The sequence below is a fragment of the Staphylococcus nepalensis genome (assembly GCF_002442935.1).
GTDB lineage: Bacteria > Bacillota > Bacilli > Staphylococcales > Staphylococcaceae > Staphylococcus > Staphylococcus nepalensis.
In genome coordinates, this window is record NZ_CP017466.1 from 2034652 (window position 1) to 2058974 (window position 24323).

Annotated in this window: 21 protein-coding genes, 2 pseudogenes and 1 riboswitch; of the genes and pseudogenes, 5 read left to right on the plus strand and 18 right to left on the minus strand. The window is 32.5% G+C overall.

Translation table 11 applies throughout. The annotated features are described in order from the left end of the window. Positions 1–2: 2 nt before the first annotated feature. The 9 genes and pseudogenes from BJG89_RS09670 to BJG89_RS09710 form a co-directional block, all read right to left on the minus strand. Positions 3–807 (minus strand): annotated as a pseudogene (locus BJG89_RS09670) (ABC transporter permease). A gap of 5 nt (positions 808–812) precedes the next feature. Further along, positions 813–1616, minus strand: coding sequence for an ABC transporter permease (locus BJG89_RS09675; protein ID WP_096810395.1), 804 nt, complete (start codon positions 1614–1616; stop codon positions 813–815). Further along, positions 1603–2702 (minus strand): annotated as a pseudogene (locus BJG89_RS09680) (ABC transporter ATP-binding protein). Before BJG89_RS09680 ends, BJG89_RS09675 begins: the two are co-directional and overlap by 14 nt. Before the next feature lie 704 nt (positions 2703–3406). Next, a complete protein-coding gene (locus tag BJG89_RS09685; RefSeq protein WP_096810396.1) occupies positions 3407–3685 on the minus strand; it encodes a UPF0223 family protein in 279 nt (92 codons plus the stop codon). A gap of 251 nt (positions 3686–3936) precedes the next feature. Beyond that, the gene (gene lpdA / locus BJG89_RS09690) at positions 3937–5343 is read right to left on the minus strand and encodes a dihydrolipoyl dehydrogenase (RefSeq protein ID WP_096810397.1); all 1407 of its coding nucleotides are present in this window, start codon (positions 5341–5343) and stop codon (positions 3937–3939) included. 3 nt (positions 5344–5346) lie between these two features. Continuing rightward, entirely contained in the window at positions 5347–6642 is a 1296-nt protein-coding gene (locus BJG89_RS09695; protein WP_096810398.1) for a dihydrolipoamide acetyltransferase family protein, read from the minus strand. Positions 6643–6792: 150 nt separating this feature from the next. Beyond that, complete coding sequence (locus BJG89_RS09700; RefSeq protein ID WP_096810399.1) at positions 6793–7770, minus strand: alpha-ketoacid dehydrogenase subunit beta; 978 nt, start codon at positions 7768–7770, stop codon at positions 6793–6795. A gap of 3 nt (positions 7771–7773) precedes the next feature. Beyond that, entirely contained in the window at positions 7774–8886 is a 1113-nt protein-coding gene (pdhA, locus tag BJG89_RS09705; RefSeq protein WP_096810400.1) for a pyruvate dehydrogenase (acetyl-transferring) E1 component subunit alpha, read from the minus strand. Positions 8887–9152: 266 nt separating this feature from the next. Next, positions 9153–9779 (minus strand): YkyA family protein, encoded by a 627-nt coding sequence (locus tag BJG89_RS09710; RefSeq protein ID WP_096810401.1) that lies wholly within the window; start codon positions 9777–9779, stop codon positions 9153–9155. Between the two features lie 123 nt (positions 9780–9902). On the opposite strand from BJG89_RS09710, the gene def reads away from it, so the two are divergent. Beyond that, positions 9903–10454 carry a peptide deformylase gene (gene def / locus BJG89_RS09715; RefSeq protein ID WP_096810402.1) on the plus strand — a complete coding sequence of 184 codons (552 nt, stop codon included), beginning with the start codon at positions 9903–9905 and terminating at the stop codon, positions 10452–10454. A gap of 50 nt (positions 10455–10504) precedes the next feature. On the opposite strand, the gene BJG89_RS09720 is transcribed toward def, so the two are convergent. After that, positions 10505–10777: a hypothetical protein gene (locus BJG89_RS09720; RefSeq protein ID WP_096810403.1), complete on the minus strand. Its 273-nt coding sequence runs from the start codon at positions 10775–10777 to the stop codon at positions 10505–10507. Positions 10778–11264: 487 nt separating this feature from the next. On the opposite strand from BJG89_RS09720, the gene BJG89_RS09725 reads away from it, so the two are divergent. Both BJG89_RS09725 and rnjA read left to right on the plus strand, forming a co-directional pair. Continuing rightward, positions 11265–11480, plus strand: coding sequence for a DNA-dependent RNA polymerase subunit epsilon (locus tag BJG89_RS09725; RefSeq protein ID WP_096810404.1), 216 nt, complete (start codon positions 11265–11267; stop codon positions 11478–11480). Further along, positions 11480–13351, plus strand: a complete 1872-nt coding sequence (gene rnjA, locus BJG89_RS09730; protein WP_096810405.1) for a ribonuclease J1 — start codon at positions 11480–11482, stop codon at positions 13349–13351. Before BJG89_RS09725 ends, rnjA begins: the two co-directional genes overlap by 1 nt. Before the next feature lie 120 nt (positions 13352–13471). Here the strand turns inward: rnjA and BJG89_RS09735 are convergent, their stop codons facing one another. The 3 genes from BJG89_RS09735 to BJG89_RS09745 all read right to left on the minus strand — a co-directional run bounded on the left by BJG89_RS09735 (position 13472) and on the right by BJG89_RS09745 (position 16587). After that, the gene (locus BJG89_RS09735) at positions 13472–14131 is read right to left on the minus strand and encodes a potassium channel family protein (protein WP_096810406.1); all 660 of its coding nucleotides are present in this window, start codon (positions 14129–14131) and stop codon (positions 13472–13474) included. An 87-nt stretch (positions 14132–14218) separates the two neighbouring features. Then, entirely contained in the window at positions 14219–15235 is a 1017-nt protein-coding gene (locus BJG89_RS09740; protein ID WP_096810407.1) for a cytochrome d ubiquinol oxidase subunit II, read from the minus strand. After that, the gene (locus BJG89_RS09745) at positions 15235–16587 is read right to left on the minus strand and encodes a cytochrome ubiquinol oxidase subunit I (RefSeq protein ID WP_096810408.1); all 1353 of its coding nucleotides are present in this window, start codon (positions 16585–16587) and stop codon (positions 15235–15237) included. Before BJG89_RS09745 ends, BJG89_RS09740 begins: the two co-directional genes overlap by 1 nt. Positions 16588–16786: 199 nt before the next feature. Here BJG89_RS09745 and BJG89_RS09750 point away from each other — a divergent pair, with 199 nt between their 5' ends. Further along, positions 16787–17020: a glutaredoxin family protein gene (locus BJG89_RS09750; protein WP_096810409.1), complete on the plus strand. Its 234-nt coding sequence runs from the start codon at positions 16787–16789 to the stop codon at positions 17018–17020. Between the two features lie 539 nt (positions 17021–17559). Here the strand turns inward: BJG89_RS09750 and ptsP are convergent. The 5 genes from ptsP to auxA all read right to left on the minus strand — a co-directional run bounded on the left by ptsP (position 17560) and on the right by auxA (position 23164). After that, positions 17560–19275, minus strand: coding sequence for a phosphoenolpyruvate--protein phosphotransferase (gene ptsP, locus BJG89_RS09755; protein WP_096810410.1), 1716 nt, complete (start codon positions 19273–19275; stop codon positions 17560–17562). Between the two features lies 1 nt (position 19276). Continuing rightward, a complete protein-coding gene (locus BJG89_RS09760) occupies positions 19277–19543 on the minus strand; it encodes a phosphocarrier protein HPr (protein ID WP_096810411.1) in 267 nt (88 codons plus the stop codon). 164 nt (positions 19544–19707) lie between these two features. Next, on the minus strand, positions 19708–20250 hold the full coding sequence (locus tag BJG89_RS09765) for a DUF697 domain-containing protein (protein WP_096810412.1): 543 nt from the start codon (positions 20248–20250) through the stop codon (positions 19708–19710). Between the two features lie 57 nt (positions 20251–20307). After that, complete coding sequence (locus BJG89_RS09770) at positions 20308–21477, minus strand: class I SAM-dependent rRNA methyltransferase (protein ID WP_096810413.1); 1170 nt, start codon at positions 21475–21477, stop codon at positions 20308–20310. Between the two features lie 385 nt (positions 21478–21862). After that, on the minus strand, positions 21863–23164 hold the full coding sequence (gene auxA, locus BJG89_RS09775) for a lipoteichoic acid stability factor AuxA (RefSeq protein WP_096810414.1): 1302 nt from the start codon (positions 23162–23164) through the stop codon (positions 21863–21865). Positions 23165–23403: 239 nt separating this feature from the next. Between auxA and graF the strand changes: the two genes are divergently transcribed. Beyond that, positions 23404–23538: a glycopeptide resistance-associated protein GraF gene (graF, locus tag BJG89_RS14595; protein WP_194445642.1), complete on the plus strand. Its 135-nt coding sequence runs from the start codon at positions 23404–23406 to the stop codon at positions 23536–23538. A gap of 637 nt (positions 23539–24175) precedes the next feature. Continuing rightward, a riboswitch (TPP riboswitch) is annotated at positions 24176–24277 on the plus strand. Positions 24278–24323 lie beyond the last annotated feature (46 nt).

The following is a 24323-nucleotide window of genomic DNA, read 5'->3' on the forward strand; positions in this document are numbered from 1 at the left end:
TGCTACATCACCTGTTTCAATTGCTTATTGCGTTTAAATAATTTTCTCATTATAAAGTAGCCTAATATACCTGATATAATTGTTATAAAGAGCATCGTGGATATCGCATTGATTTCCATACTTATACCTTTCCGAGCCATAGCATAAACGTCTACTGACAATACGCTAAATCCATTTCCTGTAACAAAAAAATTACTGTAAAATCATCTATTGAATAAGTTAATGCCATGAAAAAACCGCCAATTATTGAAGGAAATAAATATGGTAACATCACTTTATTTAAAACTTGGAAATCACTTGCTCCAAGATCTCGTTCTGCATCTAATATATAAACATTCATTTCATGTAATTTAGGTAATACAATAATAACCACAATAGGAATACAAAAAGCAATATGAGATACTAACACCGTTATAAAGCCTAGCCCCAACCCTGTAAAATGACCTATTGCTGTAAACATAATTAAAAAAGAAGCGCCAATAACAACATCTGAAGATACCATTAATACATTATTTAAAGTTAACAATGATATTTTTAATTTTTTGTTACGTAAATGGTACAACGCAATAGCACCCATTGTTCCAATCATAGTGGCAACTGAAGCTGCTAATAATGCAACTGCTACCGTATTAAATATAACTGCCATGAGTCTTTCATTTTTAAATAGAGACTGGTAATGTGCTAATGTAAATTGATCAAAATGGATCATATCGCCTGCTGAATTAAATGAATAAATCATTAAAATAATATTGGAATATACAACACTGTGATTAACATACCGATATATAATTTGCCATACCATTTCATATGATTCATCCTTTTACAATTGTATTTTTTGTATTAGTTATAATTAAGACAAATGCCATAAAGAGAATCAGAAACAATGCTATCGTTGACCCCATGCCATAATTTTGAATAACTATGAATTGTTCCTCAATAGCTGTACCCATATTAATCACTTTATTACCTGCAATTAATCTTGTAATCATAAATAGTGAAAGCGCAGGGATAAAAGTAACTTGGACACCCGTTAATACACCTCGTTTTGTCAAAGGAGCAATCACTTTTCTAAATATTATTAACCGACTAGCACCGAGATCACTTGAAGCTTGTAACAAGTTGTTAGGAATGTCTTTCATACTATTAAAGATAGGTAGAATCATAAATGGAATGTAAATATAACTGGCAACGATTAAAAAAGCAGGCACAGTAAATAATAGTTCCAATTTAGGCAAGTGCAAACCATATAATATTCGGTTGATAATACCATCATGACTGAACAAACCAATAAATGCATAGGTCTTCAGTAGTAAATTAATCCAAGTAGGTATAATTAGGATAAGCAACCAAAGACTTTGATATTTAGATATTCGAATGAAATAAGCTGCTGGATAACTAATGCATAAAGTCATTATTGTGATCGCCGTAGCATACATGATAGAATCCCAAATCATTCTAAAATATTTTGTGGTCATGATTTGTTTATAATTATCTAAATTGAAATGACCATGAATATCAATCATTGAAAAGTAGATAAGCAGAATCACAGGAATAACAACAAAAAGAAGCATCCACAATATATATGGTATAAATAAATAACCATTAATTTTGCGCATTGTTACCATCCTCATAACTTTCAATTCGTTTATCAAATGCTTCTTCAGTCTCACCAGGCACCATGATATGAATGGCTTCAGGTTCGAAGTATAAACTTACTTTACTGCCAACCTCAGCTTTTTTAGTAGAATGAATCAGCCATTCATAGCCTTTTTTATCAACACAATTCATCTCATAGTGGACGCCCCTAAATAACATAGAATCGACAGTGACTTCAAATAACCCATGATTAGGCGGTTCCAAAGATATGTCTTCTGGACGAATGATGACATCGACTTGTTGTTGTGTAGGGATGCCTTTATCAATACAATTGAATACTTGTCCGTAAATATCTACCACAAAATCTTCAACCATTGTTCCTTTTACGATATTAGATTCTCCAATAAAGTCAGCAACAAATCGATTCACTGGTTCATCGTAAATATCTATAGGCGATCCAAATTGTTGTATTTTTCCATCTTTCATTACAAAAATATAATCACTCAATGCTAATGCTTCTTCTTGATCATGTGTGACAAATATAAAAGTAATACCTAACCTTGATTGTATATCCCTTAATTCATATTGCATCTCAGTTCTTAACTTTAAATCTAATGCAGACAACGATTCATCTAGAAGTAAAATCTCAGGCTCATTCACTATAGCCCGGGCGATTGCAATACGTTGTTTTGTCCACCACTCATGCCGTCAACCATTCTATTTTCAAACCCAGTTAATTTCACTAATTTTAAAGCTTCTTGCACTTTAGCCTTAATTACTTGTTTGCTTAGCTTTTTAATTTTTAAACCAAATGCGATATTATCAAAAACATTTAAGTGTGGGAATAACGCGTAATCTTGAAAAACAGTATTTACTTTTCTCTTGTTAGCAGGAATGTGATTAATCGTTTTACCTTGGTATATGATTTCACCACTATCAACTTGTTCAAAGCCTGCGATAAGTTTAAGTATTGTAGTTTTCCCGCAACCAGAAGGCCCTAATAATGTGTAAAAATGACCAGAGTCGATATTCAAATCTATATCATTTAAAACTTGGGATTCTTCATAGGATTTACTAACGGATTGGAATGTTAATAAGGGGTTCATACTTTATCCTCCTATAAATATAATACTGTTGTAATAGCTGTCGTTTTTACGTACCTTGACACCATATTTTTTAATCTATGTATTTAGTTTGGCTTGATTTAAATTATAATAAGTCTCTTTCTTCAGCATATGGATTATCACGCTTACCCAATAAAAATAACGCTTTGCCTTAGAGACAAAAATTCAATGTATCAGAATCAGAGGTACCAAAATTTTATATAAAGTATTAGGTTTCAAAGTAACTAATAGCGCCTCTGTTTAAAACCATTTGGTTGTGCGGCTTCAATTTAATTGATCATCTCTTCTCAAGTTTTTCATAATGAATTTTATACCTCTTTTATGTCTCACTTTTTAAACACTAGGTTTTTAAAATTTTAGTATGTATTGTACTAAAACTTATAATATATTAAAAAATCTTTCCATATTGGTAGTGCACATTCACTTTCAATACTGAAAAACGTTTGATAAATTAAATTTTCTACGATTTTTTCTTGAACACACTGTTTTACCCTTCTTAGACTTTTAAGTTTTCCCTTATATTCTTAATGACAAATCAATTAATTTATTCATATTTATTATCGTTTACAATCTATTTTGACACACACACTTTAAATTACTTCAAAAAAGGCTATACTTTATTTACTTTTATTAAACGTTTTTTAGCGCTTAATAAAAATATCAAAGTATAGCCTGTATGACAACACTTATTTTTCTTTTGAACTGAAATATTTTTGGTTAGGCGATGTTTGAACGGACTTTACTGCTTGATAACTATTATAACCACTTTGTTTTTCAAATGTTTTAAAAATTTGTTTTTCTTCAGCCTTGCTTGGGACAATATTTTTAAATTGCTGATAACGATTTAAAAGGTCTTCGCCTTCAACTTGCGATTCGTAATACTTCTCTATTGCATTAAAAAAAGCCACCACCTGCAACATTTCTTCATTAGACCAATCAAGGTCTAAGGGGTATGAATACTCCATATACTAACCCACCTTTATGTTACCTATTATATGCCGAATTTTTAAGATTTAATTTAAAAAAGGACGGAACAGAAACCAAATTTAAGAAATTGATTTCATATGCCCGCCCCTACAAAGATGCTATATTGCTTAAAAGTGCACATTAAATTATTTAAAATAAATCATCTACTATGATATGCCGATTTCTAAATAAGTTGAAATGGAAACAATTAATCACTAGCACTTTGTCTTTTATATAAAAATTGCTTTAATTACATAGTATGAACTGGTAATCCTAAAGCTTTCTCAGCAGCTTCCATAGACATTTCACCTAATGTTGGGTGCGCATGTACAGTTAATGCTAAGTCTTCTGCGTTCATACCAGCTTCAATTGCTAAACCTAACTCAGAGATAATATCAGAAGCGCCAGTACCAACTACTTGAGCACCTACTAATGTATTATCTTCTTTAAGTGTTATTAATTTAACAAAACCGGTTGTGTCATCTAATGATAATGCACGGCCGTTAGCTGCATAAGGGAATTTAGAAGCAGTAACTTCTAATCCTTCTTCTTTAGCTTGTGCTTCAGTATAACCTACTTGTGCAAGTTCTGGTTCAGTGAAACATACAGCTGGCATACCGATGTAATCAACTTCAGATGCTTCACCGGAAATAACTTCAGCAGCTACTTTCGCTTCATAACTAGCTTTATGTGCTAATGGTAATCCAGGAACGATATCACCAATTGCAAAGATATTTTCAGCAGAAGTACGGCTTTGTTTATCTACTTCTAATAATCCACGATCAGCAAATTTAAGACCAATTTCTTCTAAACCTAACTCATCAGTGTTTGGACGACGACCAACAGTTACCAGTACATAGTCTGCATCGATTGTTTGTTCTTCGCCTTTAACTTCATATGTTACTTTAACGCCATCGTCAGTTTCTTCAGCAGATTTTGCCATCGCTTCAGTTACAATTTCAACGCCTTTTTCTTTCATACCTTTTTTAACAGGTTGCGTCATTTGTTTTTCAAAGCCACCTAGTATGTCTTTTGCACCTTCTAAAATCGTAACTTCTGAACCAAAGTTAGCAAAAGCAGTACCTAATTCAGAACCAATATAACCGCCACCAACGACAACTAATTTACCAGGAACTTCTTGTAAATTTAAAGCGCCAGTTGAATCGATTACGCGGTTACCGAATTTGAAGTTAGGGATTTCAATTGGTCTAGAACCAGTTGCAATAATCGCGTTTTTAAAGTTATAAGTTTGAGCACTTTTTTCGTCCATAACGCGTAAGCTGTTATTATCTACAAAATAAGCTTCACCTTTAACGATTTCTACTTTATTACCTTTTAATAGTCCTTCAACACCACCAGTTAATTTTTTAACAACTGATTGCTTGAATTCTTGAACTTTATCAAATTTAAGTGAAACACTTTCAGCAATAACACCTAAATCTTCAGAGTTTTGAGTTTCATTATAACGGTGAGATGCATGTAATAATGCTTTTGATGGGATACAACCAACGTTAAGACATACGCCACCTAATTCGCCTTTTTCAACGATTGTTACTTTCTGACCTAATTGAGCTGCGCGAATTGCTGCAACATATCCTCCAGGTCCGGCTCCGATTACAATAGTATCTGTTTCAATTGGGAAATCTCCAACTACCATGTTTTACCCCTCCATTAATAATAATTCTGGATTATTTAATAAACGTTTGATATGGTTCATAGCATTTTGTCCAGTTGCACCATCAATTTGTCTATGGTCAAAGCTTAATGATAATGATAATACTGGAGCAGCTATAATTTCTCCGTCTTTAACAATAGGTTTTTGGGCAATACGACCAATACCTAAGATAGCAACTTCTGGGTGATTTATAACAGGAGTGAACCATTGACCACCAGCTGAACCAATATTACTAATTGTACAAGTCGCATCTTTCATTTCATCTGAAGTCAATTTACCATCACGTGCTTTCACAGCTAATTCATTAATTTCATCTGAAATTTGGAACATAGATTTACGGTCAGCATGTTTAACAACAGGTACTAATAAGCCTCTGTCAGTATCAGCTGCAATACCGATATTCCAATAATGTTTTTGTACAATTTCGCCAGCTTCTTCATTGAATTCTGTGTTAAGTGCTGGGTATTTTTTAAGTGCAGAAACAAGTGCTTTCACTACATATGGTAAGAAAGTTAATTTAGTACCTTGCTCAGCCGCAACTTCTTTGAATTTTTTACGGTGATCCCATAATTCTTGAACATCGATTTCATCCATTAAAGTCACGTGAGGCGCAGTGTGTTTAGAATTAACCATTGCTTTAGCAATTGCTTTACGCATTGCAGGAATTTTTTCAGTTGTTTCTGGGAATTCTCCTTCAGTAGCAACTGGTGCTGATTGTGCAGAACTAGCTGTAGTTTCTTCAGTAGCTTCTGATGTACTTTCAGCTGAAGCTGTACTTGTCTCTCCATTTAAGTACGCATCAATGTCTTCTTTAGTTGTGCGACCATTTTTACCAGAAGCTACAACTGCTTTAATATTAACACCATTTTCACGTGCATATTTACGTACTGAAGGCATTGCTTTAACGCGTTTATTTTCATCTACATCTTCATCATTTGATGATTGAGCAGGTGCTTCAGTTTTTTCTTCTTTTTCAGATTCTGATTCTGCTTCGCTTGCAGATTCATCACTGTCGCTACCTTTAAATTCCATATCTTCTGCATCAGGCGCGTCGATTTTAACGATTGTGTCACCCACAACTGCTACAGTACCTTCATCTACTAGTACTTCTTCAATTGTTCCTGAAACAGGTGATGGGATTTCTACTACTGATTTGTCATTTTGTACTTCAGCTAAAACATCATCTTCTTCGATGTTATCTCCAGCTTTAACAAACCATTTTACAATTTCACCTTCGTGGATACCTTCACCAATATCGGGTAGTTTAAATTCAAATGCCACGTTATTATCCTCCTAAAAAGTTCATATTTAGTCACAAATGATAAAATGAGAGTTGAATTTATTATTCACTATCTCATGCTTTCTTTTAATAAAAACAAATGAAGTTGGGATAACATTGTGACAGATATCCCAAACTTTTTTATTTATAAATTAGAATTCTAATGTTGCTTTTGCTTTTTCAATGATATCATTTTTGTTTGGTAACCAAACGTTTTCAGCTTGAGTAAACGGATAAACCGTATCAGCAGCTGCTACACGCGCAATTGGTGCCTCTAATGAAAGAATAGCACGTTCAGCTAATTCTGAAGCAACTGTTGCACCAACACCAGCTTGACGTTGCGCTTCTTGAACAACAACTGCGCGACCAGTTTTCTCAACTGAAGCAACAAGCGTTTCTATATCAATAGGTTGCACCGTACGTAAATCGATAACTTCTACTGAATAGCCTTCTTTTTCTAATTCTTCTGCAGCTTTTAATGATTCTTGTACCATTGCACCATAAGCGATTAAAGTAAGATCATTACCTTCTTGTTTAACGTTAGCTTTGCCGATTTCAACTGTATATTCTTCCTCTGGGACTTCTTCACGGAATGAACGATATAATTTCATATGTTCTAAATATACAACTGGATCGTTACTTCTAATTGCAGAAATTAATAAACCTTTAGCGTCATAAGGGTTAGATGGAATAACTACATTTAAACCTGGTGATTGAGCTAAAATACCTTCTAAATTATCTGCGTGTAATTCTGGTGTATGCACGCCGCCACCAAATGGCGCACGAATTGTTACTGGTGCTTGTTTTGAGTTACCAGAACGGAAACGTGTACGTGCGATTTGACCTGCAACAGAGTCAAATGCTTCAAATACGAATCCTAAGAATTGGATTTCCATAACTGGACGATAGCCTTGTGTAGTTAAACCTAAAGCTAAACCACCGATTCCAGATTCTGCTAACGGTGTATCAAACACACGGTCTTCACCGAATTCTTTTTGTAACCCTTCAGTTACACGGAATACACCACCGTTAACGCCGACGTCTTCACCGAAAAGTAAGACATTTTCATCATTTTGTAATTCGGTTTTAAGCGCGTTATTAATCGCTTGAACCATTGTCATTTGTGCCATCGGTTACTTCGACTCCTTCTCTTTATAGATTTCATATTGTTCTGCTAAATGTTGAGGCATTGCTTCATACATATTTTCCATCAAGTCTGTAACTTTTTGTTTTTCTGTATTGTCCGCTTCTTTAATAGCAGTTTTAATTTCAGCTTTCGCACGATCGATTACTTCGTTTTCTTTCTCTTCAGTCCATAGACCTTTACCTTCAAGATATTTTCTGAAACGAACTAATGGATCTTTTTTCTCCCATTCAGAATCTTCATCTGAAGTTCTATATTTCGTTGGGTCGTCACCAGCCATTGTATGCGGGCCATAACGATAAGTGATTGTTTCAATTAGCGTTGGTCCCTCACCGTTCACAGCACGGTCACGCGCTTCTTTAGTTGCTTGATACACTGCTAATGCATCCATACCGTCCACTTGGAGTCCTGGAATACCAACTGAAATCGCTTTTTGTGCTAAAGTTTCAGCAGCTGTTTGTTTACTACGTGGTGTAGAAATCGCATAGTTATTGTTTTGGATTACAAAGATTGCAGGCGCTTTGTAAGCAGAAGCAAAGTTGATACCTTCATAGAAATCACCTTGTGACGAACCACCATCACCAGTGTATGTGATTGCTACAGCTTGCTTGCCGCGTTTTTTAAGTCCTAGTGCAACACCAGCCGTTTGTACATATTGAGCACCGATAATAATTTGTGGGCTTAATGCATTAACACCTTCAGGCATTCTATTCCCTTTAAAGTGACCTCTAGAGAATAGGAACGCTTCAGTTAATGGTAAACCTTGCCAAATTAATTGTGGTACATCACGATAACCTGGTAAGATAAAGTCTTCTTGTTCTAAAGCATATTGAGAAGCTAATTGAGAAGCTTCTTGTCCAGCTGTAGGAGCATAGAAACCTAATCTACCTTGTCTATTTAGTGAAATAGAACGTTGGTCAAGGATACGTGTCCAAACCATTCTTTCCATTAATTCTACTAATTGCTCGTCTGATAAATCTGGTACTAGATCTTTATTAACGACATTACCGTCTTCATCCAAAATTTGGATCATTTCAAATTGAGATTCAGTATCTTTCAATACTTTCTCTGCATCGAATTGGGCTTTCAATTTCGGAGCCATTCAATTCACCATACCTTTCCCGTATAATAGAAATTCATTTTATCCTTTCATATTGTACCACAAAACTATTCCGCTGTTAAACAAATAAGAAAAGTTCTGTAGTACTATAAACCGGTACAGTTTTTAATCTGTACTACTAATTTTCGTCATGCTGTACTACCTGTATTTTTGAAATATGGGTTGTAATATCCCTTAAAAATGTAAGCGCCCTCATTTATTATGCTATAGTTAAATAAGCAAAATTTCAAATTTATAGCACTATAGATTTAATTTAAATTATCTACGTCCTGTTTTTCTTTATTTACTTTTTCCATTGCGTCTTTGTATTTATTAAATGATTTATCCATATCTTTATATGATTTGGATACTGCTTCCGTTTTTTGATTCATTTCTTCTTGATTTGCTTGGTCTCCAGCCCCATATTCAAATAAATCTTTTTCTTTGCTCATAATGTTTTTATATGACTTAGCATAATCGTCGTGTGCTTTATATTTATCCTTTAATGCATCATTTAATTCTTTCACTTCTTTTTTCTTATCTTTATCACTGATATTATCTAAATGCTTTTGTGCCTTTTTAAATTCTTTTTCTGAATTATCTAAAGCTTGTTCTTCTTTTTCAAATGCTTCTTGTCTATCTTTAACGTTACCTACAATTTTTTGAGAAGTTTCTTTCGCCTCTTGTTGATCTTTTCCATTTATTTCTTCAACTAATTTTTGTTTTTCTTGTTCAAGATCGTTAAGTTTTTTTCCTACAGAAGAAACTGGTTTTTCTTTATCAAAAGCTTGTTGTATTTTTTCGTTGTAATCTTTTATTTCGTCTTTATCAGTTGTACATCCAGCTACAAGTACTGTTGAAGCAAGTAATGCACCTATACCGAGTTTTAATTTCATTTTTGAGTAATCCTCCTTTTCCGTGTGTTATATTATATAATAAATTTTAATAAATCAAATTTATCACTGTATTTCAACTAGTAATCTTTGGTATATTTTATATTAAGGAAGGTGTATGAACAAATGTTAACAATGAAAGATATTATTCGCGATGGTCACCCTACACTTCGTGAAAAAGCTAAAGAAGTCGAAGTTCCTTTATCAAATGAAGATAAAGAAACCTTAAAATCTATGAGAGAATTTCTAATCAATAGTCAAGATGAAGAAACAGCTAATAAATATGGTTTACGTTCTGGCGTCGGGTTAGCAGCACCACAAATTAATGTATCTAAAAAAATGATTGCTGTGTATTTACCTGATGACGGAGAAGGTAAAAGTTATGACTTAATGTTAGTAAACCCTAAAATCATGAGCCACAGTATTCAAGAAGCATACTTACCAACTGGAGAAGGTTGCTTAAGTGTAGATGAAAACATCCCCGGGCTCGTTCATCGTAAATTTAGAATCACAGTTAAAGCTAAAGATATAGACGGCAATGATATAAAATTACGTTTAAAAGGCTATCCAGCTGTTGTCGTACAACACGAAATTGACCATATTAATGGTATCATGTTTTATGATCATATTGACCCCAATCATCCGCTGCAACCACATGAAGATGCAGTAGAAGTATAAAAAAGAACTGTTAGTAAATGTGTTAATCCACATGCTTACTAACAGTTTTTTTACATAAAGTCGTCTCTTCTCTCATGAAATGAAATATTTAATGCTGTTAATTCTTTTTTCAATGTATTCAGTTCTTGAATATCAATGAATTCAGGGTCATGGTTATGTTTTAGATAATTTTGGTCTTCATTTACTGTATCGATAATTTCATTATAATTAAAAAACATAATAACTTGTTCTGCACGCACTTCAAATGTAATATCTTGAAATACTTTGTCAGTTCGTTGTTTCTCATTCTTGATATCTTCTAAAATACGTTTTACTTTGTCCATAGCAATCACCTTCACCTAATATCTATGTTTCTTTCTATATTAAACACTTTGCAATTATGTATCACCCTTTCATCATAATTAATTTTCACCATTGACTCAAGCTTTATGATAGATAGCTTTTAAATTTAAATACATCTAATTAAAACGACTTTCTTGGGCTTTGTATTAACTTAATTACTTTATGTAATATAATAAGTACCCTTAAAATAAAACTGCTTTATTTATTCGACTACATCATGTAAAATGAGAAATAACTGAAAACATACAAAATAGTGAAATTTGTATTTTTCTAATCGAACGAATTTAAAATGACCCTAGAAACATACTGGGCGTATGCTCGTATGTTCTCTTTATATATATGAACGTAGTTTCAATTCACTGTTTTGAGTGACTTTATTTTTATTTAATATTAAGAAACTCACAAAAAATATACAATTCAGGGTTTATATAAATAATTTAAACAAAAACTTAGGAGGAAATAGATATAATGGCAGTATATAAAGTATTTTTTCAACATAACAAAGATGAAGTAGTTGTAAGAGAACACACACAAACGATTTATGTTGAAGCACAATCAGAAGAACAAGTAAGAAGATATTTGAAAGATCGTAATTACAATATCGAGTTTATCACTAAACTTGAGGGCGCACATTTAGAATACGAAAAACAATCAGATCACTTTAATGTGGAGCAAGCAGAATAATGAAACAAATTCACAAAAATGAAGTTGCGGTTTATGCTCTCGGTGGCTTGGGTGAAATAGGTAAAAACACTTACGCTGTAGAGTATCAGGATGAAATCGTAATCATTGATGCAGGTATTAAATTCCCTGATGATAACTTATTAGGTATTGATTATGTTATCCCTGATATTACTTATTTAGAACAAAACCAAGATAAAATTGTCGGACTGTTTATCACTCATGGCCACGAAGACCATATAGGTGGTGTGCCCTACCTATTAAAACAAATTAATGTACCTATATATGGTGGACCATTAGCTTTAGGCTTAATTAGAAATAAACTGGAAGAACATCATTTGTTAAGAACCACTGAACTTATTGAAATTGAAGAGAGCAGTGTTATTAAATCTAAACATTTTGAAGTTTCTTTCTATCTAACAACGCATAGTATCCCGGAATCGTATGGTGTGATTGTTAACACACCAGAAGGTAATATCGTTCATACTGGTGACTTCAAATTTGATTTTACTCCCGTTGGAGAGCCTGCTAATATGGCGAAAATGGCAAAACTTGGAGAAGAAGGTGTGCTTTGCTTACTTTCAGATTCCACAAATTCACTCGTTCCAGATTTCACATTAAGTGAACGTGAAGTTGGTCAGAACGTTGAAAAAATATTCCGTAATTGTAGTGGTAGAATCATATTTGCTACTTTTGCGTCAAATATTTATCGTGTTCAACAAGCCGTCGAAGCTGCTATTAAATACAATCGTAAAATTGTGACATTTGGGCGTTCAATGGAAAATAATATCAAAATTGGTATGGAGTTAGGCTATATCAAAGCGCCACCTGAAACATTTATCGAACCTAATAAAATTAATAGTGTACCTAAACACGAGCTACTCATTCTATGTACAGGTTCACAAGGTGAACCAATGGCTGCGTTATCAAGAATTGCTAATGGAACACATAAGCAAATTAAAATTATTCCTGAAGATACAGTGGTGTTTAGTTCTTCACCTATTCCAGGTAATACCAAAAGTATCAACCGCACGATAAACGCATTGTATCGTGCTGGTGCTGAAGTTATTCATAATAAGGTATCAAACATTCACACATCTGGTCACGGATCTAAAGGCGATCAACAACTTATGTTACGTTTATTACGTCCAAAATTCTTCCTTCCTATTCATGGTGAGTACCGTATGTTAAAAGCGCATGGTCAATCAGGTATAGAATGTGGCGTTGACCCAGACAATGTGTTTATCTTTGATATTGGAGATGTATTAGCTTTAACGCACAACTCTGCTAGGAAAGCTGGAAGAATCCCTTCTGGAAATGTCTTAGTGGATGGTAGTGGTATTGGAGATATCGGAAATGTGGTTATCCGCGATCGTAAATTATTGTCTGAAGAAGGTTTAGTCATCGTAGTTGTTAGCATAGACTTTAAGACAAATAAACTTTTATCTGGTCCGGATATTATCTCTCGTGGTTTTGTTTATATGCGCGAATCTGGACAATTAATTTATGATGCGCAACGAAAAATAAAAACAGATGTCATTACTAAATTAAACCAAAATCCAGAAATTCAGTGGCATCAAATTAAGTCATCTATTATAGAGACATTACAACCGTATTTATTTGAAAAAACGGCTCGTAAACCTATGATTCTACCCGTAATCATGAAGGTAAACGAAGGTAATTCACCCTCTTCAACTAAAAAAACACAAAATAAACCTAACAATAAAAAGGATAAATCAAAAAAGAACAACACGAAACCTCAAAATAAACATACAAATCCTAAACCGAACAACAAAGATAATAAAAAGCCAAATCAGAAATCAAAATCAAAAAAAGATGATAACAAAGCCAATCAATCAACTGAGTCAAATTAAAATAAAAGCACACGGTTAAGTATAACTTAACCGTGTGCTTTTATTTTGTTTACTATAATGTTATGAAAATAGGCTGAGACGTATTTAAGTCTCAACCTTTAATATACTTAGGTGCATTTATTATCTAACGACCTTCTTCTCAAAACGATTTAAATCATTATCATGGCCAATCATAATTAAAATATCGCCAATTTCAATATTGATATGGGGATCTGGTGAAACAATAATTTCTCTTCCTCTTTTCACAGCTATGATACTTATCCCATATTGCGCTCGAATATCTAATTCAATAATCGTTTGACCTGCCATTTTTTCACTGACTTTAATTTCAACAATAGAATGTTCATCTGCTAACTCTAAATAATCTAAAACGCTCGCACTTGCTACATTATGCGCAATTCTTCTTCCCATATCTCTTTCTGGATGAACGACTGTATCTGCACCTATTTTATTTAAAATTTTAGCATGATAATCATTTTGAGCTTTAGCAGTCACTTTTTTAACACCTAATTCTTTTAAAATTAAAGTGGTTAACGTGCTTGACTGGATATTTTCACCAATAGCTACAATAACATGGTCAAAATTTCTAATACCTAAACTTTTCATTACTGCTTCATCTGTTGTGTCAGCAATTACAGCGTGTGTAGCAATATCACTATATTCATTCACGCGTGCTTCATTCATATCAATTGCCATAACATCCATATCTAAAGCATTCAATTCTCTGACAATACTGCCGCCAAAACGGCCTAAACCTATAACCACATATTCTTTGTCCATATGCGTCCTCCAAACAGTAAGATAATTGAAATGTATCAAATCTAAATAATTTAAACAATTATCATTACAGCACTTTAATATATGAGTTTATTTTTTACCTTTGACATATTCTTTATCAAAAACAAACAATCTCAATAATAATATTAGCGATGGAATAAGTAAAAGTAAACCTAAAATAAATGCAATAATCAAAGCAATTGCCATACTACTATTAACCACGTGTTCATCTATACGTATATAAGGATATAAGATATATGGTAATTTACTTACACCATATCCAAAGAACGCAAAGCCCATTTGTAAAATAACTAATATAAATGCGATACCATGCCATTTTTTCATTAAAGTAAGCAACATGGCACCTGCAAAACAAATGAAGCTAAGTGCAAACATCCACCAATAATCAAATACTGCCGTATAGAAATGGGTCTCGTTTTGTATTCTTAATGATAGAAAGACAAATAATGAAATGGCTATCATAGGAGGCCCCCAGAATAAGAACCAATATCTCAACAAACTATATGCTGGTTTATCATTTGCTTTCGAAGCGTAGTATGTTAAAAATCCAGACGAAATATAGAGCACTGATATAATTGCTAAAAATACTACTGACCATGAATATGGACTTAAGAGTAACTCAAACCAATTTAAATCTAAATTGTTGTTTGATCCAGTGATATATCCCCCTTCTGAAATTGTTAACGTAGTAGCTAAAGCAGCCGGTATAAATAACCCAGCTAGACCATACATTGCTAACCAAGGTAATTTTGTATCTGGCCCATAATTTTCAAAAGCATAGAATCCGCCTCTAATTGACAATAATACAAGTGCAATTGAAGCAGGTACTAACAATACTGTACCGAAATATTTAGCTGAGTCTGGAAAAAATCCAACCATACCTACGAAAAAGAAAACAAAGAAAACGTTAGTTACTTCCCAAACAGGGTTAAGGTAACGTGCAATTAAATGATTAATTTTTTTATCTTGCTTTGTTATTTTCGCATGTAATGTAAAGAAACCAGCACCAAAATCAATTGAGGCAACAATAATATAACAAAATAAGAATATCCATAAAACTGCGATCCCTATATATGCGAATACCATTATGCATCACCTCTTTCTGATGAATGTTCTTCAAACTCTTTATAGGCTGGTTTATTCTTAAACATTCTTAATAATACATACGAAGAAGTTACAATCAATATGAGATATAATATACCAAATAATACTGTCACGAGTGTTATGCCGCCTGCTTGTGTTGCAGCGTCAGCTACTTTTAGATAACCACGCACAATCCATGGTTGACGTCCTTGTTCTGTCAGGAACCAGCCAAACTCTATAGCAAGCATAGCTGCTGGCCCAGTTAGTAAGGCACCATATAACATTGGTTTGGAATAAGTGAATCTCCGTAATTTTTTAAAGCATAGCGTTAATATAAATGCTGCCGAAATAATTAAACAGAAGACACCCATAGAAACCATTAAATCAAAGTAGTAGTGTACGATCATTGGCGGATGTAATTCTTCTGGAAAATCATTTAATCCTTTAACTTCAGTATTTACGTTATTATCTGCTAAGAAACTGAGTATACTTGGTAACTTAATTGCACCGGAAACTTCTTGAGTTTCTTCGTCTAAAGTTCCAAAAAGCACTAAATTAGCATTTGATTCTGTATCAAAATGCCATTCATATGCAGCTAACTTCTCTGGTTGTTCTTGATGTAAAAACTTAGCTGATAAATCACCGGCTAGCATAGAACCTAAAGTAAAGACGATTCCAAGAATCATTGTTAGTTTTAATGCTTTTTTATGATATTCGGCGTCTTTTTTAAATTTATTTTTCATTAACTTAAATGCGGCAATCGCAGCTAATACAAATGCCATTGTCATAAATGCGGTAGCTACAACGTGAAATGATCTTACAAAAAATGAATCATTAAACATTGCTACCCAAGGTTCAACATTAATCATTTTTCCCTTACTCATTTCAAAACCAGCTGGCGTATTCATAAATGAATTGACTGCAGTAATAAAGAATGCCGAGAAAGAACCTCCAATAATAACTGGTATGCTAATTAAAAAATGTGTCCATTTACTTTTAAATCTATCCCAAGTATATAAATAAATACTTAAGAAAATTGCTTCAAAGAAGAATGCAAATGTTTCCATAAATAATGGCAACGCGATTACATGACCGCCCATTTGCATAAATGTTGGCCATAATAGGGATAACTGTAATCCTATGATTGTACCAGTCACAACCCCTACAGCAACTGTAATCGTATAACCTTTAGACCATCTTTTAGCTAATGTTATATAGTGAGGATCATTCTTCTTAATCCCCAAAAATTCAGCAATAGCAAACATTAATGGCACGCCTACACCAATTGTTGCAAATATGATATGAACTGCAAGTGTCATTGCAGTTAGAAAACGCGCTAATTCAACTGAATCCATAATATCACCTTTTTTAATTATTTGTGACAAAAATCACAACGTCTATTCATTATAACTAGAATATCTATGATTTAAAATTAGTTAAACTCAAATTTAAGTGACAAATTAATGACCAATTGCATGTAATTTTAATAACTTGAATTATTATTAAAAGTAATTTATATTAAAGTAACTTAATTATCGAAAGGATTGATGATCAATGAACGATGTTATTATTTACACACAGAATGATTGCCCACCTTGTACTTTTATCAAAAACTATTTATCAGATAAAGGCATTACTTACACAGAGAAAAATATTGCTCATTCACAATTTCGAAATGAAATGATAGATTACGATGCATTTGCAACACCATTTATTTTATTAAATAATGAACCAATGTATCAAATTGATATGGATAAAATTAACCACTCATTAAATATAGAGGTATAATATCAGGATTTTAACTGATTGAAAGCAAAACAAAGCCAAGTGCCCCATTGACGTTACACACTATATCAATATGTGATTAATCGAACCAGGAACCAGCAAAAGCAAATCTTATTGCTAACCAATGACATTATTTTAGTTTAATGTATATATTCAATCTAACACTAAAACAAATAAATAAACATTTTTTTACTCAAAAGATGTTTATTTACTATGAATTAAAAAAGTTTAAGACACCCATACTGTTTTGACTTCTACTAGCATATCAGCAATAACTAACTCTCATGAGAACATGAACTCCCTTTTTAAGCATAGTTTCTTAACTCATTGATTTAATAGTACTTACGCATGGGCTTTAGTCATGTAAGCCATTCAATCCTCTTTGACAAAAAGCCTAAAAAAAGAGACCCATTTGGGTCTCTCATAGCCTTTAAAAATGACTTCTTAATTGCTATTTATCTATTTATGAAGACAAACCATTTTAGCCAGAGCGAGATTACGAAAACATTTTAAGAAACGTAGTTTCTCTCCCGCTTTTTTTATTATTTAGTATACTCGCTTACCAATGCTTGTACTTCTTCAGAAGTAGCACAGTTAATTGCGCTTTGTGCTAGTTCTTCCATTTCATTTTTGCTCAAACCTTTAATTTGACGACGTGCTTTAAGAATCGATGTAGCACTCATAGAGAATTCATCTAAACCTAAACCTAGTAATAATGGGATAGCAGTTTCGTCTCCAGCCATTTCTCCACACATACCAGTCCATTTACCTTCTTTATGAGAAGCTTCAATAACTTGTTGCACTAAACGTAATATTGCAGGGTTGTATGGTTGGTACAAGTATGATACGCGTTCTGACATACGGTCAGCTGCCATTGTATATTGAATTAAATCATTAGTTCCAATGCTGAAGAAATCTACTTCTTTAGCAAAAACATCTGCCAATGCAGCAGTTGAAGGAATTTCTACCATGATACCAACTTCGATATCATCTGAAACCTCAATACCTTCATTTGTTAAATTTTCTTTTTCTTCTAATAATAATGCTTTAGCATCCCGGAATTCTTTAATCGTAGCAACCATTGGGAACATAATACTTAATTTACCGTAAGTTGATGCACGTAATAATGCACGTAGTTGCGGTCTAAATATTTCGGGTTGATCTAGGCACAAACGTATTGCCCGGTAACCTAAGAACGGATTCATTTCTTCAGGTAAGCTTAGATATGGTAACTCTTTATCGCCCCCGATATCTAAAGTACGCACAACAACGCTTTTATCTTTCATAGTTTCTAGAACTTTTTTATAAGCTTCAAATTGTTCATCTTCAGTTGGCATTTCATCTCTGCCCATGTATAAGAATTCAGTACGGTATAGTCCGACACCTTCAGCGCCATTCTCAATAACACCTTTTAAATCATTTGGTGTACCAATGTTGGCAGCTAATTCAGCATGTTCTCCATCCACTGTTGTTGTTTCTTCATCACGTAATTTCTGAAGTTCTTTTTTATCTTCAAAGAAACGTTCCCGTTTATTTTGGTATGCAATCACTTCATCTTCTGTAGGGTCTATAATTACCTCGCCAGTCAAACCGTCAACAATAATCATATCACCTTGTTTAACTTCTTGTGTAATTGATTTTGTACCTACTACTGCAGCAATTTCAAGTGAGCGGCTCATAATCGCTGAGTGAGAAGTTCTTCCACCAATATTTGTAACAAAGCCTTGTACAAACGCCTTGTTTAATTGAGCCGTATCTGAAGGTGTTAAATCGTTTCCAATTATAACAACGCTTTCATCAATCATACTCGGATTGGGCAATTCCACACCTAAAATGTGCGCTAATACACGCTTAGATACATCACGAATATCTGCAGCGCGTTCTTTCATGTATTCATTATCCATCGATTCAAAGATGGTAATGAATTGTCCAGTTACATCCGAAAGTGCAGTTGGTGCGTTAACTTGTTCATTTTTTATTTTTTCTTCAATCGGTTGAATTAACTCAGGATCATCTAAAACTAATAAATGCGCATCGAAAATAGCTGCTTTATCAGCACCAAGATTTTCCTCAGCGTTATTTCTAATTTTTGTTAATTCAACTTTAGATGTTTCAATAGCTTTTTGAAACTTAGCAATTTCTGCGTCGACATCTTTGACCTTTTCGCTGTTATATGAAAGGTCGGGTTCAACTAATAAATATGCTTTAGCAATAGCTACACCATCTGATGCAGCAATACCATTAATGTAGTTAGACATATTATTTAGTTAATCCTTCTTTAGATAAGATATCTGTAATAGCTTCCATTGCGTCTGCTTCATCGCTACCATCAGCATAGATTGTGATTTCAGCATCTTTACCTACGCCTAAACTCATAACACCCATGATTGATTTCAAGTTAACTTTTTTACCGTTATATTCTAATTGAATATCTGAATCAAATTTTGATGCAGTTTGAACAAGCATTGTAGCTGGACGTGCATGAATCCCTGTTTCGTCAATAATTACATATGATTTTTGTTCCATAATATAATGTCTCCTTCGTATAGTTAGAATCGTTAGTTTATTATAAAACCTAGCATAGTTTTATATAATAACATTACCAAATTATATATATAAATTCAATTCGTTGCACCCATGACATGACAATAATCCGTGAATATTGTCTCTTTTTTGAAAACGCTACACTATCACATTAAAGATTTAGCAACTTTTTCACATTTCTCAATATGATCGTCCCCTATTTTTTTCATAAAATAATAACTAATAGAGGCAGAAATAGCCTGTCCAACAAGCGGAAACCATTTCGTTTGTTTAGCAGCCATACGCTTTGCAACATCTTTTATAACAACCTTTAAGATTGCATTAGATACTTTTCTACCAATGAATTGGCTGCCTTGAATGGCTGCCGATGCAAAAATGCGCTCTTTTACATCTTCTCTCATTGAATTAACTTGTTTATGATCTAAACCATAGATTTTATTAACGTCTTCAATTATATCTCTCATCAGCTTAATATCTACACCGAAATTCAAACCTGGTATGGGTACAACACTAACACTCGATGATAATACTGATTTTTTTCTAACAATTGCTTGAGCGCGTTCGCGGCGCTCTTCAAGTTCAATATGTGTAGTGGGTAAATTATTTTTATTTTTCACATCTTCAATGTTTAACACTTTATTTCCAACTTTTTGGGTCACACTATTTGTAATTTTATTTTTAATACTCATGATATTCACTCCTTGTAAATGCTAGTATATTAAAAACATTACCCTATTTTTAGTGATCTATTGTACATTTACAAAAATAGCTTTTAAATATTTTGATGGTTTGTAGTGAGGATGTGTTTTAAAATCTTTTGGTAAGCCCATTACTTCTGAAAATTCAAAATCAACTTCTGCACGGTTTAAAGTATCTTTAATAACTTTTTTAAAGGCTTTTAATGAAAATGTGCTGTTATTCGTACATAATAATAGCGTCCCGCCTGGCGAAAGTATTTCTAAGGCGCCTAATATTAATTTATCGTAATCTTTTAACACTGAAAAAGTTTTCTTTTTATTTCTAGCAAAGCTAGGTGGATCAATAACAATCGTGTCATAAATTAAATCATGACGTCGTGCGTAGTTAAAGTAATCAAATGTGTCCATAACAAAAATGTACTGTGTTTTTGGATCAATTGCATTCAATCCAAAATTTTCTTCTGTTAAAGATCGAGAACGGTTAGCTAAATCTACACTAGTAGTCACTTTTGCTTTTTCTGCTGAAACAACTGAAAAAGCACCTGTATAACTAAACATATTGAGTAAGTATCTATTATCTGCAAATTGATCTCTTAATTTCTTTCGTACTTCTTTTTGATCTAAGAATATACCTGTCATAGGTCCATCGTTTAAATCTACGTTATAAAAAGTATGGTTCTCTTCGATTACAATTGGAAATTCAGGTACTTCTCCATCAACAAAACCGCCCTCTATATGAGCGTCTTTAAAACGCATTTTTTCAAAAAGTGAAGTATATTTAAAAACATTCTTTAATGCATTTAAAATTTGGTAGCGATACTTATAAATGCCCTTAGAATACCACTGAATTAAAAAGTGACCGTTATAATTATCTATAGTTAGCCCTCCAACGCCGTCACCTTCACCATTAAAAACTCTAAAAGCGTTAGTTCCTTCAATATTATAAAAATATGACCTTTCCTCTTTAGCTGTCTCAAAAAGACTTTCAAAAAAGCGGATATTAATTTCTTCGTCTTTATCATAACTTAATACCCAGCCAAGCCCTTTATGCTGTCTTCCTACATATGCAGTTGCAATAAATTGGTGTTTATCATTTACTAATAAGAACAAATCTCCTTCTTTTAAATGATCATGAGCAAAAACATCCTCATCATCAATCAGCGGGTAACCATTTAAATATTTCATTTCTTTACCTTTATTTAATGTGGCAGTTTTCATAAATATATGTCAGCCTTTCTAATGTTTTGTAATTAATGCTTTCTTATTCTATCATCTCAATAATTATAGTAACATCATTTATATTTAAATAAATATTAACTATATGCAATGCTTAATATAATGTATTACATGTAAACTCACCTCATTAGTTATTTAAAAATAATAAAAGTAAGACAAAAAATCGCGTTTTCACTCTATTTCTCTAGAAATTCCTTTGCTTCAGACTTGTAAAGATGGCTGAAAAGGCATGCAGAATTCAGGATGCTTGCATAGATGACTTGTTATAATCACAATTTTAATTCAATTCTTCACTATGCATACCGTAGAAGAACCTGAGATATTGATCAATATCTCAGGTTCCTTATTTAAAGTTATATTTTGTTTGTTAATCTCTTGAAGGTTCACGTAATTTAATAATGAATGATACTGTTACTGCAATTAACATAATTAATAATATTGGTGTAATGAAAATTGATAGTAATAGACCATGAACCATAATATTCATAAATTCTGTTACTAATTTGAAAAATAATAGACTTATCATAAATAACTGTAGATAATAGAATTTATTTCTCAAGAAGTTCGTTATAGTAGTTAATATATAGGCAATGATAATAAACATCAACAATAATAAAGTAATCCATTCGATTACATACTGTGTTTGAGAAATTTCCCAATTACCTGATACAAATAATGCGTTTCTATTATTAAATTCTATAATTGTAAAGAACAATAATACAACACCACAAAATATTTCTACATACGCCGATTTAACCCATTTTGGTATTTTCATCCAATTTGGAATATCATCTTCTTGAATATCAATAATATTCTTCCATTTTTCGATAAATTTATCTTTTTTATCTCTTAATTTTTGAATATCGACACTTCTACGGGTTTTGCGTGTGAACTCAGTTGTCTTATCTTGTAAATTTTTCAAATGTTCTTTTGTTTGGTTTGTAACTGTATCTTTGCTCGCTCTAGATAATTCAGGTTCTTCTTCACCTAATTCTTGTTTTGTCAACGGTAATGATCTTCTTAAAAATAAGAAGTTCCAAATTGACATTTGCCCTAGTAACCACATTAATATAAAGAATGTGTTTACACTTAATATATCTATTGGAATAATTTCATCACTGTCAATTCTTCCATATAACACAATTTGTGTAATTAAATAACTCATGCCGTAACTGAAAATAATAAGTAAATAGTGATATTTTCTGTGTTTTGGATTTAATTCATCTTTATACACGATATACCCAATGTGAATAACAAACGGGATGATAAAAATGATAGCAAAAAAGCTATAAACTTGTGTCATTAGAATTAACGTTATAATAAAAAAAAGAATACCTATAACTAAAAAGAAGATTGAAACATCATAATCATATTTCGTTGTTCTTAAAAGGGCAAACCCAATTAATATAACTGCAACACCAAATAAAATAATTAATATCGCACTTATAACAGGAAAATTCCCTATATAATTACTCATAACTCTTATGATTTCTGCAAAAAATGCATTTATAAAATCCCAAACATTATGAATATGTAATTCTATTTTACCCTTATCCTTTAAATCATGGATCATGGGTAAATTTATTAAAATGATGAGACCTGTGAAAAGCGAAACGATGCCTATTATATAACTATATAATATCTCAGCGTGTTTCTTAAAAAAAGACATACCATTCACCTCAAAGTTATTATATATTAACATTTTGTTCTTGTCTTTAATAAATCCATAAATAAGTCTATAGTATGATAGAAAAAAGTGGTATAGTCAACTTTCCACTAAATTTAAATTACTAAACAAATATTTTACAATCAAAGAATTAAAGTTTCATCTATACTTATTGTTTACGTTTCATTTCATGTGGTAAATAATAACTGTAAGTCATGTTTACTGTGAAGGAGTGTTAAATTATGAGTAAAGAAGAAGCAAATAAAAAAGCAGCTGAAAAAGCAAAAGAAGCTGAAGATAAATTAAAAGATAAAAAAGAAACTGCTGAAAATAATACTGAAGAAACAAAGAAAAACGTTCAGGACAGTTTAGATTAAAATTCGGTATAACGCTTTAAAAAATGTGTTGATTCAAAGATACAGAGGTTATATCGTTACTAAAGGTCGGACTTTCAATATAGACTTCTATTGAGACACTATATATGGCTAGGTTGTTGACTTCTTTCTACGATGAGGATTAGCAACCTAGTTTTTTTATGTATTTTGTTTACCTATGGCTCAACTACTTCTATTAACTTTTGTAAAGAAATAAGAAACATATTTATACATATATAATTAGTGTGTATCAGTAGATAATTAAAACTAAAGTATAAAGTTTCGCTTCTTAATTCTGTTGAGTTAGTGATGCTTAGACATGAACATGAGCATACACTCACACGATGGTTTTACCCTTATCGTTCTTGTATATTTTCTAGTCATCTTTACCAGAGTTGAACAATGAAATCATTTTTGAAAATCTGGTTTCTGTTTTCCTCTTTATGATGAGCCTTATATGATATAATGCTTTTTATAAACAATATGAGTTCTATCCGGTTTAGGATAATGCAATACTTTCGAAATCGCAACGTCTATTTTGCACCTAATGACTTTAACATTCGTGAATCTTTAGTTTATTCTCGATACGTCTTGACATAAGTGGTGAAAAATCATACATTATAGTTAAATTTAAAATTAATATTCGCACTAGGGGTGTTTAGTGACTGAGATGAGGTATACCCTCAAACCCTTTGAACCTGATCTAGATTAAGCTAGCGTAGGAAAGTGTATTGCGATACAATATTTTCTGTATCCATATGCCTATGTTTAGCGCGCAACTTCTAGAA